The sequence below is a fragment of the Microcoleus sp. D2_18a_D3 genome (assembly GCF_036702455.1).
Classification (GTDB): domain Bacteria; phylum Cyanobacteriota; class Cyanobacteriia; order Cyanobacteriales; family Microcoleaceae; genus Microcoleus.
On sequence record NZ_JAUBTK010000129.1, the window covers coordinates 1 to 12,567 of the forward strand.

Consider the following 12,567-nt stretch of genomic DNA (forward strand, 5'->3'; position numbering starts at 1 on the left):
GACCATTGCCGTTCTTGAGAACTGTTCGCTACTCTCAGTGCGAGCGCACTTTTTGACCTGCTTAGTCTAAACTCCAAACGGAAGTTATGACTGTGAACTTTTTAGAGTCAGGAATGAAGTCCTGATTACTGAGATGTTGCACCATTGTCAATAAGCCTTTTATGAACGGGCAAGATGCCCGTTCCACAAAGAGTGAATTTTCTTGTGGAACAGGCATCTTGCCTGTTCTTGAGAATGGTGCAACATCTCAGGAGTACGAACTTAACTACCAAGTTACTCGATCGCGCCATCTCTCTAAAATCTTGTCCCCGACTCCCTGTACCCGTGCCACATCGTCCAAAGAGGTGAAAGGTTGCTGTTGCCGCGCTGCAATAATTCTCTCGGCTAACTTCGGGCCAACCCCAGGCAGGGTTTCTAATTCTTCCTGACTCGCTGCATTCAAATTAACTAATTTTTTACCCGCAGCAATTTGAGGTTTAGCAGTCGCAGATTTTGATGCGGCTTGTAGTGAATCGCACTCTTTTTTCTTAGCGTCAATTCTCTGTTTAATTCGGGCGGGAATTCCGAAAATTGCACCTTTGTAAAGCCGATCGAACTCCCGCTCAAAATGGGCTGCAACTACGGGACTCTCGATCGCCAGCAGCGTCTCGTCATTCCCGTGATTTGCAGCCTCACTCCAATTGTGAGAACCTGTAAGCACCGTTTTGCCGTCCACAACGCCGAATTTGTGGTGCAGGCGATCGCCCATCGGTAACAGCGGCACTCCCACCGTAGTCAGCGGCTTTCTCCAAGGGCGATTGTCAGTTTCTAACCCACAATCTTGCATCAAAGTCGCCCCCATCATATCCAAACCTTCACTGTAAGAGCGATAAATAAAATTAGAGTCAATTAAAGCTCGCACCGCCACTCCTCGCCCAGCTTCAATTTCCAAAGTATTTGACAACCGCTGAGCCGAAAATACAAACAGCGCCAAATCAACCGACTTTTTCGCACTACCCAAAGTTCGATTTATCAAACCGTTGGCGCTTTTTTCCCAAGGCAAAGTCGCAGCCGTCGGCGAAAATTGCACCCCAACTGTCGAATTCCCTACTCTTACTTTTTGCACTTGACGAAACGGCTTTTTGATGCCAAACTTGCTGTCCGGTTTGCCCTTGGGCCCGTCGCCCCACATGATGTTAAATTCTTGAGTAAATAGTTGCGCTATTTGAGCATTTTCAATTTTCAGCAAATTGTTCGCATTGCCACGACTTGCTGGTGTCTTGAAATCGCCATGTATATCGCTTGTGGTAAAATTAGCAGAAGTGACGATTACGGTTTTGCCGTCAATTACCACAAATTTGTGGTGCATCAAACCGCTGCCTTTACTGCCGTCAGCAGTATCATCAATTACAGGAATACCCGCATTTTTGACAATTACCAAAGCATCATTTTGCTTGATTTCCTCGGCGCTTAATTTACCGTCTTTATTGCGATCGGCAAGTTGCACAAATTCGGTATAACGATCGCGCTCTCTTTCCGGTAATTTCGCTAACTCCTGCGCTGTAAAATCGCTCCAAGGGCGACTATACATATGTTCGACAATTAATCTCACTTTAATTCCCGATCGCTGTCGATCGGCCAAAACCCTCGCAATACGGGGCAATCGAAACTCCTGAACTGCTACATCTACCGTCGATCCAGCACTGGCGATCGCCACAGCGATCGAGTTTTCTAAATCATCTCCAGGTCTAGTTTGCTGGCGGTAAGGCTCTGTATAACTCGAAGCGATCGACTGATTGAAGTATACTTGCAACAAGGGGTCTTGAGGCAATGGAGCCAGACTCAGAGGTAAATTCTGCACGTCTTGCTTTGTTTGTCCACAGCCCGCCAGATTGATCGCCAGCAGCCCAGCACAACACAAACCGAGTAAATGATAATAAAGTACAGCCACAAAATTTTAATAAATATAGAGGTTATTAGCCTTCTCACAGTTCAAAGCTATTGGATCAAGTAAAGTTACAACCTATTAAATTTATGCAAGGGAATAGATTTTACGTCTTGTAGAACTGCCTCGATGCCGGAAGCATCACTGGTAGGGTAGCAGCATTCAGGGGCGTGGGTCAAACCCGATACCGCTGCTTTATGGCTAAAAGAAAAAGAATTTTTCCGTGCGGTCACAAAGGATATGGTAAAGCGTGCCATCGCTGCACGCAAGAGTTGGTGGCGCAGCAGCATTACGTTGAAGTGCTGACACAAAAACAAACCAAAAAACAAGAGAGGGAAGCATCATTTGCTAGAGATATCATCGATCTCAGAGGTCTGCCCGACCACGTAGTCACTAAAGCCCGCGCAATTATAGCAGCTTTGGGCGAAAATAAGAATTACAGAGATTTCGGCGGCAAACGCCTGCGTCACAACCGTTTGATAATCAGTATTCCTGTAACTCGCAACTACAGAATGCTTTGTGAAGATTGCGGCACTTTCTTAATTCCCCAAAAAGTTTTGTCGCACGAAGACTACAACGTCTGCAAACCAGGAAGTTAGTTATCAGTCATTAGTCATTAGTCCTTAGTCATTAGTCCTTAGTCATTAGTTATTTAAAATCATGCAAATTTACCTAGACTATAGTGCCACAACACCCGCACGCCCCGAAGCGATTCAAGCCATGCAAAAAGCCCTGACTCAGCAGTGGGGTAATCCTTCGAGTTTGCACGAGTGGGGACAAAGGGCGGCGACAGCTTTAGAATTAGCAAGAATGCAGGTTGCTAGCTTGATTAACGCGCTACCGGAATCGATGATTTTTACCAGTGGTGGCACTGAAGCGGACAATTTGGCAATTATGGGAATTGCCCGTCTTTATACAAAGCCGCAGCATATTATTATCTCCAGCGTAGAGCACTCCGCAGTAGCAGAACCGGCGCGACAACTCGAACAGTTGGGATGGGAAGTGACGCGCCTACCGGTGGATAAATTTGGGCGAATTCACCCTTTGGATTTGCAAGAGTCGCTGCGATCGAATACAGTGTTAATTTCCATCATTTACGGACAAAGCGAAGTTGGGACGATCCAACCAATTGAGGCATTAGGACAAATTGCTCGCGATCGCAATATCATGTTTCATACCGATGCAGTTCAAGTGGCCGGCAAGCTGCAAGTTGACGTGCAGAAACTGCCCGTAGACTTGCTTTCCCTTTCCAGTCACAAACTTTACGGGCCGCAAGGTGCGGGGGCGCTTTACGTGCGTCCGGGAGTAGAATTAGTGCCAATGTTAGGCGGTGGTGGTCAAGAATTGAAACTGCGTTCCGGGACGCAAGCGCTGCCGGCAATTGTCGGTTTTGGGGTAGCGGCGGAGTTAGCATTGCAGGAAATTGATGGGGAAACACCGAGGTTAATTGGATTGCGCGATCGACTTTTTGACCGATTATCCCACGTACCCAGTTTAGTACCAACTGGCGATCGATATAGTCGGCTGCCGCACCACGTAAGTTTTTGCATAGTCTCCCCTTCCTCCCGCCCTTATCAACAGAGAGATACAGAGCGAATCACAGGCAAAACTCTGGTGCGGCAGCTAAATTTAGCAGGAATTGGCATTAGTTCCGGTTCTGCTTGTAGCAGCGGCAAACTAACTCCCAGTCCGATATTATTAGCAATGGGATATGACGAAATCGGTGCCGTTGGTGGAATTCGCTTGACTCTAGGACGAGAAACCACAGAAGCTGATATTGATTGGACAGTAATTGCGATCGAGCAAATATTGGATAGATTAATGCCCAAAGTAGCATTATCTAGACGTTAGCATGAAATTTTTAGCGTGTCAGTTGCCGTATTATTTGCGTAGAGATGTCGATCAAAAAAAAGAAAAATAACGGAGGAAAATAAACAATGAATTTAGAGCAAGCAGTTTTAGATAAGTTGCGCGAATTGCCCCCAAATCAGCAGCAGGAAGTTTTAGATTTTGCTGAATTTCTTCACCAAAAAAACATTCTCAAACGACCTCTAAAAAGCGTCAAAGGAATGTGGGCAAATTTAGATATGGATATCACCGAAGAAGATATTGCTGAAGCGAGAAAAGAAATGTGGGGAAACTTTCCCAGAGGGGATATTTAATGACAGCCGTTGTCGCCGACACTCATACAATTATCTGGTATCTGCGGGAGACTGCTCGATTATCGCAAACAGCAATGACTGCTTTGGATACAGCAGTGGCAGGAGGCTATTCGATTTATGTGTCCGCAATTTCTGTGGTAGAATTAGGGTATTTAGTGGAAAGGTATCGATTGCCCGAAGAGGCATTTGAGCAGTTGATTAATGCCTTATCTGATCCAGGGACTGGATTAGCCATCGCCCCTTTGGATTTAATCACAGCACAAATTCTGCGTCAAATTCCCCGCGATGTGGTGCCAGATATGCCAGATAGAATTATTGCTGCTACTGCTTTATCTTTGAGTCTTCCGTTAGTCACCCGCGACGCTAAAATTCAAGCGTTAACAACTATTCAGACAATTTGGTGAGTATGAGTGGAATTTACCATGTAAGAGACTGAGTGGGAGTTTGCGGAAATTTTGGCCGGGCTAACCGACGTTTACAGCCACTCGCGCACAATCAAAGAAACCGGGTTTTTTCCAGAATCTTCGCCTGTAACCAAATATTCTCGCAAAAACCCGGTTTCTGGCCACCCACCAAGCATGATAAAATAAATCCCGGTGTTATTCACAACTCCCCAAAATGGAAGAAAACCGCGCCCAAGCCTATCTGCAATTAATTCACACCCTGCTGAATGCCCCCAACGGAGAGGAACCGCAGATTTTACAGGATAACTCAGAATTACTCGATCGCGGATTTCTGGAAACGTGCGAGTTAGTAGCATCAACCTTAGCAGAACAAGGAGGGGAAAATGGCGCTAAATTCCTCCGACATCTAGCCCGTTACCTAGCGCCACTCATCGATATGAACGATGACGGAGATAGCAATAACTCGAAAAGTGAAAAATTCCAAGAGTATGCAAATTTTTTCCTAGAATTATTGCAAGCAGAACAAGATAGCAACGGGGATATAGCAGTAATTTACCCCATGCTGGAAGAGCGACAACATCTGCTTAATGCCAGTTTTGCCGAGACTTTACAGCAAGTGGCGCAGAAGTTAATTGCTGGCGAAAACTCAGAAACAATTAGCTCAATTATCGGTATTATTGAAAATTTGAGTATTCATATTAGTGACTTTCCCAGTGGGAATAGAGCGAATAATATTGAAATTGCCATTACGGGTTATCAAATAGTTTTAAGTAATCGGGAACCCGGTAGCGAACAATGGACGCAAACCCAAAATAATCTGGCTACTGCCTACAATAAGAGAGTCAACAGTTCGTTGGCGGAAAATCTGTAACGGGCGATTGCATATTAGACTCCTTACACAATTGTCTAGCATCCCATAATCCCTTTAATCTGCTCTACAAGCTGTGACACCAATCCCAAGGAAATACCAGCAGCCCCTAACTGTGCTGCTATTGTAGCCGCTATGGATTCAAGTGTTGCACCAGTCATAATCATCTCTACGATTGTGCTTGCCATAAATACCATTGTAATTGCACTAGCTGGAACCAAAACTACCAGCGCTCCGACCATTCCTGTTACTGCGGCAACAATGAGCATAAACTCACTTGGATTAGGGTTGTTGCATAGTGTCGCGAATAAACCTAGTCCTGTCAAGTTATTAACTTGTAACAAAGGTAAAAAAATAGTCATTTTGAATGTCTACCAAACATTATCTATTCAATATGATAGTATCTAGCCTCCAAGTTTAGCAACCCTACTTAACTAGCACCAGGGCGATCGTCGCCCACCCCGCCGAGTCTACCGAAAATTCCCCCAAAAAACTCTATCGCACTTTATAACGCGGCTTTAACAGTCTATACGCTTGAGGATTTCTCGTTCAAGAACGTACTAACCTTAAATAACCTGGGCTGGGCTTATCTGGCAAAACTAGACCAGATCTACCGAGAAAAACCAGAAGACACCAGCCAAAGAGCACAAACCAGGCGGTTGAAACCGCCTCTACACAAACTGTCATCCACTCCAAGCGGACAAGCGAGATAATTCAGAAGTGTTGAAATCCTCGATCGAGCTTTAATACAGTATCAGGATAAATGCCGCTGCTATCAGTCAACCAAATATCGGTGCTATCCGTAGCGGTTCCCACAATCGCGGCTCCATTTCCTATTTTTTTTACCAATAAGTGAGCGCTTGTTATTGGCAAAAACAGCACTAACTCGAAGTCTTCGCCGCCGTATAATGCCCAATCTAAAGCTTTTTCGGTTGATACGATTTCGCTGAAAATATCGGGAATTGGTATTTTTGTGCGATCGACTTTTGCGCCAACACCGCTAGCCCGACAAATTTGAACGATCGCATCTGCTAAACCGTCGCTGCTGTCCATTCCTGCGATGCAAAATTCACCTTCAACACCGAATATTTCCCAAACAACCGGCAAAACATCCAGCCTTGGTTTAGGGGACTGGTGAGCTAGAATTAAAGAAGCCCGATCGACCTTTTCCAGATTTTGCCCGAATTCGGGATTTAACAGCAATTCTAATCCTGCGCGGGAGGCTCCGTGAACTCCAGTAGCGACAATCGCCCACCCCGATCGCGCATTTGACCGACTAATGGTACGATCGCACTCAACTTGTCCAAAAGCCGTAATCGCCACCGTCACCACGGGCGATCGCACAACATCGCCACCGACGATCGGCGTATCATATTCTTGCAAGCAAGCCGTCATCCCCCGATAAAACTCTTCAACCCACTCCACAGCCGTATCCCCCGCCACAGCGAGGGCTACAGTCACCGCCAGAGGCTGTGCTCCCATCGCAGCCAGATCCGACAAATTTGCCGCTGCGGCGCGCCATCCTGCGTAATAAGGCCCCGTAGTGCGATCGCTAAAATGCACTCCATCCACCAACATATCTGTAGTGATAGCCAGAGATTGGTTGGGATTTGTAGCCATGACAGCGCAATCATCACCCACTATCTCTGCGGGGCAGAATTTTTGTAATATTCTTAAAAGGCCTTGTTCACCGATATCTTTAACTTGCATAAATTTGAATTAGTCGATCGCGCTTTCTCACTTCACCATTCCTTACCCGAACTCGGTGGTAAGCGCAACCTAGGAAACCTATAAAAAGTATCTCCTTCATCATCTACCTCTAAAATCGCCGAAAAAATCTTAACTTGCCGAGTTAAATACTGCTGAGCAACTTCAGCCTCAACCCTAGCACTAGCGGCCAGTTGAATCAGCGAAATTTGACTATTTTGAGTTTCCAACAACTGATAAAAAGCCTCATCCAACCGCTGCTTTTGCTTGTTTTCATTCACATTTTTTACAATCAACAAGCCTGCGAATCCGCCCAAACCCATTACCAATAAAAATTGTAAAATAGCCATATTTTCGATTGAATTCCTAATTTCAATAACGAAACTATAAAAATTATCTCTTCTTCCAGCCTTATTCCGGCGGGCTTTGTCTGTGTAAAACTGATTTCAATCGCCGTCATCTGTATTTAGAAAAGATTTCAATGCCTGTCACTATTGATTTTTTCAGCCCGCGCAGGCGGGCTTTGTTTCTGTAAAAGCGATTTCAATCGCCGTCACTTTGGTGTAGAAGCGATTTCAATCGCCGTCACTAATTAAACTTGAGGTCGCACCAAATTTTCGATTCCTTTAACTACCTTAGCAGATACAATCTTGTCTCCCTGCTTCAGTTGCTCCAAAACTTCTTTTCCTTCAATCATGTAACCAAAAACAGCATAGCGGCCGTCCAACAGATTCAGGCCAGCGGGCGTGAGTTCAGGTTCAAACAAGAAAAAGAAAAACTGAGAAGAAGCGCTATCAGGGTCAGTTTCTGTACGGGCCATTGCCACAGTACCGAAAGCAGAAAAAGGCAAAACAGGCTCGTCGCGATAGCGCCCCGCATCTTCTAGAGTAATCCCGTAAATAGGTTCTTTTTCCTCCCTGACGAGCACTTCCAGCGGTATATTCCGGTATTTGCCAGTAGCTGGGTCAATAAAACCCTCTTCCTTGCCTTCGGGGTCTCCTGTTTGCAAAACGTAGGATTCTTCCGATCGAATAAACGGCAAACCGTCATAAAAACCTCGATCGACCAAATCCACAAAATTACCAGCCGTAACCGGGGCGCTGTAGCCGTCAACCACAACAGTAATTTCCCCTTTTTCAGTTTGTACAGCCACAGTAGCGCGCCCTTTCAGTTGAGGCAGATTAGCATACTTGGCAGGCACTTCAAACGGAAACTTTGTCACCATCAACTCTTCGATTTCGCCTACCGAACCTAGGATGGTGGCTTTTAAGTCAATCACTTTGTCCCTGTCTTTAGCCTCAACAGCCTTTTCCAGTTGAGCAATTTTCTCCTTGACTCCTGCAACTAGCGCCTCAGCTTCCGGCTTTTTGGCGTCAGGAATACTCTCTAAAAGGTCAGATTCCCGAAGGTTGAGAATCCTGGAAGCCTTGCTGACATCGCTGCTAATGGGCCCCCAACGTTTAGATCGTATGTGGTTGCCAATGTCTTCGAGACTGATTTGCAAATCTCGCACAGTCTGATTGTCAATAGGTAAAGCGTAGCGCAGCAGCGCCCGGCCGTCCGTAATCGCATTCCCCGCAGGCATACTGCTGCTGGGGCGTTTGGCATGGGAGACTGCACTGAAACTCAGGGAGAGAGTGAACAGCAAGAGCGCTAAAGCGACGGTTTTGACCCAGCGCTTGCACGTATCGATCGAGAAATTAGGCCAATGCAACATAACTTTAACTTTTATTGCCTCTCTTATCTTCCCACAGCGCTGCCCGCCCGCCTTTGCTGCTACCCATCTAAAGTGTCTGTTGGTTTGGCTGGGGAGGAGTTGCCCACTAACAACAGTCAATCGATTTTAGATTTTAGATTTTAGATTTTAGATTTTAGATTGACCCCACGGATAAATTCGGGGGCGCCTTTATCGGATACAGGTTTTTTATTTCTGGACGGATGAATCCGGGGGCTTGTATCCTGGATGCTTTCGGTCAACTGACAACAGCCCACTGTCCCCTGCCATTAACATTTCAGTACAGCACTTGCTCCCTTTGAACGGTAAAATAAAATGCCAATTGCTTTTTGATGCCGTCAGCTAGACTGCGGCTTTAACCTGACCCGCTCAAAAACGGATACAATCCCCAGACTCCTGTCGTGGAGAGATCAAAATTTTAGACCAAGGTTCAATCTCCCAAATTCATCTGTGGAGTAAATCTAAAATCTAAAATCTAAAATCTAAAATCGACTGACTGTAGTTCCCCCGTGCCCAAAGGCGACGGGATTGCCCACAAAAATTTATATGATCTCCAGTAACGACTTTCGACCAGGTGTTTCAATTGAATGGAATAACGGCGTGTGGCGGGTTATCGAATTCCTCCACGTCAAGCCAGGAAAAGGCTCGGCTTTCGTGCGGACAAAATTAAAAAACGTCCAAACCGGAAACGTAGTAGAACAAACCTTCCGGGCGGGCGAGACTATGCCTCAAGCCAACCTGGAAAAGAGTGTGATGCAGCATACCTATAAAGAGGGCGACGAGTTCGTCTTTATGGATATGGAAACTTACGAGGAAAGTCGCCTCAATGCTAAGCAAATAGGCGATCGTGTCAAGTACCTCAGTGAAGGGATGGAAGTCAGCATCCTGCGGTGGAACGACCAAATCATGGAAGTGGAACTGCCCAACTCTGTTGTCTTGGAAGTGCTGCAAACCGATCCCGGAGTCAAAGGAGATACTGCCACTGGTGGCAGCAAACCCGCGATCGTCTCCACCGGAGCTCAGGTTATGGTGCCTCTATTTATTTCCATTGGAGAACGGATTCGGATTGATACTCGTGAAGACAAGTACCTCGGTCGAGAGTAGAAACGAGGGAGGAAAAGGGAGTTTTTAGTTTTTAGTTCTGAGTTATGAGTTAAAGAAGTCAAAATTCACTACTCATCGCTCACAGCTTAAAAACTATCCCTTTTGCCTCCAAACTCGGTTAATTATCCTAGCTTCGCCTGATTCTGAATTTTCAATTTTCACTTTTCAATTTTCAATTCTCAATTACCCTTGAATCTGCTGTGCAACTAGACATAAACCAGCTTTGTGACCTGCTAACTGTATTAGACAAAACTGGCATTTCGGAACTGACATTAAAAAGTGGGGATATTGAACTGACAGTACGCAAAGGCATTCTGGCAAGTTCACCAGCCACCTCTGCGGCGCTCCCTGCTGCCGTGGCGACTGTCGCTCCGATCGCCTTGGGCGCGGTTCCTAGCCCCACCTTAGCGTCACCTCCTGCTGTTGACCAAAATTTAGGAGCGGATCTGGCTGCCCCTGTACCCGTCGCCCCTGTCGCCGCACCTGCTGCCGTACCTGCTTCTGTAGATACGAAATGGGTGCCAATTATCTCGCCGATGGTAGGAACGTTTTATCGCGCTGCTGCTCCTGATGAGCCACCTTTTGTCAATGTGGGCGATCGCATCAAGGTCAGCCAGACAGTCTGTATTATCGAAGCGATGAAGCTGATGAACGAGATCGATGCTGATGAAGTCTCCGGTCAAGTGATGGAAATTTTAGTTCAAAATGGCGAACCTGTCGAATACGGTCAAGTGTTGATGCGAATTAATCCGGATTGAAGGATTACTTTATTGTTATGGACAGAATAAATGCTAATATTTCCCGATCACTTCTCTCCGGTGAGTTTGATGAAGTCATCCCAGCCTGTCCCGCAAGAGGTCGTGCAACAAGTTGCTGAGTATTTCAGTATTTTGAGCGAACCCATGCGTTTACGAATTTTGAACTTGCTTCGCGACGGCGAAAAATGCGTGCAAGAATTGGTGGAAGCTACTCAAACGAGTCAAGCCAATGTTTCTAAGCACCTAAAACTCATGCTCCAAGCTGGTATCCTCACTCGCCGGAGTGAAGGGACTTCAGCTTATTATAAGGTGCAAGATGAGTTAATTTTTGAGCTGTGTAATATGGTGTGCGATCGGCTTGCCAGCCGGATCGAACAGCAAGCCCTACACTTTCGGGCATTTAGTCTAACTACGAAGCACTGAAAATTAGTTCTCAGCCCCCAGTCAATCGATTTTAGATTTTAGATTTTAGATTTTAGATTGACCCCACGGATAAATGCGGGGGCTGGAGGATTTTAGATTTTCGATTTGGGATTGATTCCACGGATAAATCCGGCGGCTTGTACCATCAAGAAATTCGTGGTCATTAGTCATCAGCCATGAGTCATCAGTTATCAATCCCTACTCTCTGCCTTCAGACCGATGACTAATGACTCCTAACTAATGATTTCTAACTAATGACTCATAATTACTAAAGGGGAAAATTTTTGTCAAAACTTTGGCGGGTACTCGGCTGAGCCACCTCCAAACCTTCGCCCCCTAAAAGTTCTAAAGGCTTGCCTTCTACCGAAATCCAAACCTTGGTATTCGGTTGTAAACTCGTAGCCGTATAGATAACTTGCCCTAACCGGCCAGTCATCGAATTGCTCCCTCCCCCGGAAGTAAATTCTGCCGACAAATCGACATAAACTCCGTCATTCTTAACACTCAAACCCCTGAGTTTTGTCCCATTAGGAATTTCGCTAGAAACAGTTGCATCCTTTGGCCCAGCCAACAAACTGTTAAAAGCAGCTTGTAAAGCTGCATCAGGCTTGTCAGCTTGTTTGACAGCTACTTTCGTAGGAACTCCCTCAAATTTGCCGATCGCATCTTTAACCCAGTAGACTTGCACTGTCTGGACATCAGTCTGCGGCAAAGGCTTTGGCTGCGGTGACTTGGGCACCAGAGCGTTAGGCGTCTGAGCTGTAGGCGTCTGAGCTGTAGGCGTCTGATCGGTAGGCGTCTGAGCTGTAGGCACTTGTACAGGATTTGGAGGGGGTACGGGGATAATTACAGCAGGAGATTCCGCAGGACTTGGGGACAGCGGCGGAGCCGTAGTTTGAGCAGAAGACTGCGTATCTGCGGGGGTTGGCGAACGGTTCGCGGTCCACCAGGCAATGCCCCCTCCCGTCAGTAAAGCCAACCCGCAAACACCGGCAATGACGGCTGTGGAGACGTGGCGTACTTCTTGTCCATCTTTCATAATACAAATTCTCCTTAGAGATAGAGCGCTTGGGACGGTGAGGAGCGACTCCTGATCAGCTACATTTGTCTATGGTTAGATTCTGGAATTGACACAATTGCATTGCTGCTAGCGAACACTTTATAGCAAGCCCAACATATTCTGAATCCGACTATGGGAATCCTAGACCATAATATAAGATTTCGCCCGTGGAGTATGTCACAGTATCTCGATCGGCCTAGCGACTATATTCTATAGTAATCATAAAAAATTAAAGAATAAAGGAAGAAAAAATAAGTAAAAAGCAAGAAGGAAGGCAACGGAGGTAAGGGGGGTTACGGATTTAAGGGATTTAACGGATAGAAACAGCTCTAGAAAAATATTTTCCCCAAACAAAAAGCGCCCCTATTTCTAGGAGCGCTTTTTGTAATCTCAGACTAAAACTTAGCCATTGATAGAAGGAG

General features: G+C 46.0%; 14 protein-coding genes. 8 read left to right on the forward strand and 6 right to left on the reverse strand.

Annotated features, from left to right (window positions below):
• Positions 1 to 265: 265 nt before the first annotated feature.
• Positions 266 to 1,930 (reverse strand): DUF655 domain-containing protein, encoded by a 1,665-nt coding sequence (locus QUB06_RS32335; protein ID WP_333438764.1) that lies wholly within the window; start codon positions 1,928 to 1,930, stop codon positions 266 to 268.
• A gap of 191 nt (positions 1,931 to 2,121) precedes the next feature.
• On the opposite strand from QUB06_RS32335, the gene QUB06_RS32340 reads away from it, so the two are divergent.
• The 5 genes from QUB06_RS32340 (at position 2,122) to QUB06_RS32360 (ending at position 5,361) form a co-directional block, all read left to right on the forward strand.
• Positions 2,122 to 2,523, forward strand: coding sequence for a DUF7682 family zinc-binding protein (locus tag QUB06_RS32340; protein ID WP_333072821.1), 402 nt, complete (start codon positions 2,122 to 2,124; stop codon positions 2,521 to 2,523).
• Between the two features lie 61 nt (positions 2,524 to 2,584).
• Positions 2,585 to 3,775: a cysteine desulfurase family protein gene (locus QUB06_RS32345; RefSeq protein WP_333438765.1), complete on the forward strand. Its 1,191-nt coding sequence runs from the start codon at positions 2,585 to 2,587 to the stop codon at positions 3,773 to 3,775.
• Positions 3,776 to 3,861: 86 nt separating this feature from the next.
• The gene (locus QUB06_RS32350; RefSeq protein WP_333226994.1) at positions 3,862 to 4,086 is read left to right on the forward strand and encodes a DUF2281 domain-containing protein; all 225 of its coding nucleotides are present in this window, start codon (positions 3,862 to 3,864) and stop codon (positions 4,084 to 4,086) included.
• Positions 4,086 to 4,490, forward strand: a complete 405-nt coding sequence (locus tag QUB06_RS32355; protein WP_333438766.1) for a type II toxin-antitoxin system VapC family toxin — start codon at positions 4,086 to 4,088, stop codon at positions 4,488 to 4,490. Before QUB06_RS32350 ends, QUB06_RS32355 begins: the two co-directional genes overlap by 1 nt.
• A gap of 214 nt (positions 4,491 to 4,704) precedes the next feature.
• Positions 4,705 to 5,361, forward strand: a complete 657-nt coding sequence (locus QUB06_RS32360) for a hypothetical protein (protein ID WP_333438767.1) — start codon at positions 4,705 to 4,707, stop codon at positions 5,359 to 5,361.
• 35 nt (positions 5,362 to 5,396) lie between these two features.
• On the opposite strand, the gene QUB06_RS32365 is transcribed toward QUB06_RS32360, so the two are convergent.
• From QUB06_RS32365 to QUB06_RS32380, 4 genes are all read right to left on the reverse strand, one after another.
• Complete coding sequence (locus QUB06_RS32365) at positions 5,397 to 5,720, reverse strand: hypothetical protein (protein ID WP_333143340.1); 324 nt, start codon at positions 5,718 to 5,720, stop codon at positions 5,397 to 5,399.
• A 352-nt stretch (positions 5,721 to 6,072) separates the two neighbouring features.
• Entirely contained in the window at positions 6,073 to 7,068 is a 996-nt protein-coding gene (thiL, locus tag QUB06_RS32370) for a thiamine-phosphate kinase (RefSeq protein WP_333438768.1), read from the reverse strand.
• 32 nt (positions 7,069 to 7,100) lie between these two features.
• Positions 7,101 to 7,415: a hypothetical protein gene (locus QUB06_RS32375; protein ID WP_333207430.1), complete on the reverse strand. Its 315-nt coding sequence runs from the start codon at positions 7,413 to 7,415 to the stop codon at positions 7,101 to 7,103.
• 242 nt (positions 7,416 to 7,657) lie between these two features.
• Positions 7,658 to 8,782: a peptidylprolyl isomerase gene (locus tag QUB06_RS32380; protein ID WP_333438771.1), complete on the reverse strand. Its 1,125-nt coding sequence runs from the start codon at positions 8,780 to 8,782 to the stop codon at positions 7,658 to 7,660.
• A gap of 564 nt (positions 8,783 to 9,346) precedes the next feature.
• Between QUB06_RS32380 and efp the strand changes: the two genes are divergently transcribed.
• From efp to QUB06_RS32395, 3 genes are all read left to right on the forward strand, one after another.
• Positions 9,347 to 9,904, forward strand: coding sequence for an elongation factor P (efp, locus tag QUB06_RS32385; RefSeq protein ID WP_333058573.1), 558 nt, complete (start codon positions 9,347 to 9,349; stop codon positions 9,902 to 9,904).
• 200 nt (positions 9,905 to 10,104) lie between these two features.
• Positions 10,105 to 10,662, forward strand: coding sequence for an acetyl-CoA carboxylase biotin carboxyl carrier protein (gene accB / locus QUB06_RS32390; RefSeq protein ID WP_333438769.1), 558 nt, complete (start codon positions 10,105 to 10,107; stop codon positions 10,660 to 10,662).
• 30 nt (positions 10,663 to 10,692) lie between these two features.
• Complete coding sequence (locus tag QUB06_RS32395; protein ID WP_006631662.1) at positions 10,693 to 11,085, forward strand: ArsR/SmtB family transcription factor; 393 nt, start codon at positions 10,693 to 10,695, stop codon at positions 11,083 to 11,085.
• 268 nt (positions 11,086 to 11,353) lie between these two features.
• Here the strand turns inward: QUB06_RS32395 and QUB06_RS32400 are convergent, their stop codons facing one another.
• Entirely contained in the window at positions 11,354 to 12,124 is a 771-nt protein-coding gene (locus QUB06_RS32400; protein ID WP_333438770.1) for a GerMN domain-containing protein, read from the reverse strand.
• Between the last annotated feature and the right edge of the window lie 443 nt (positions 12,125 to 12,567).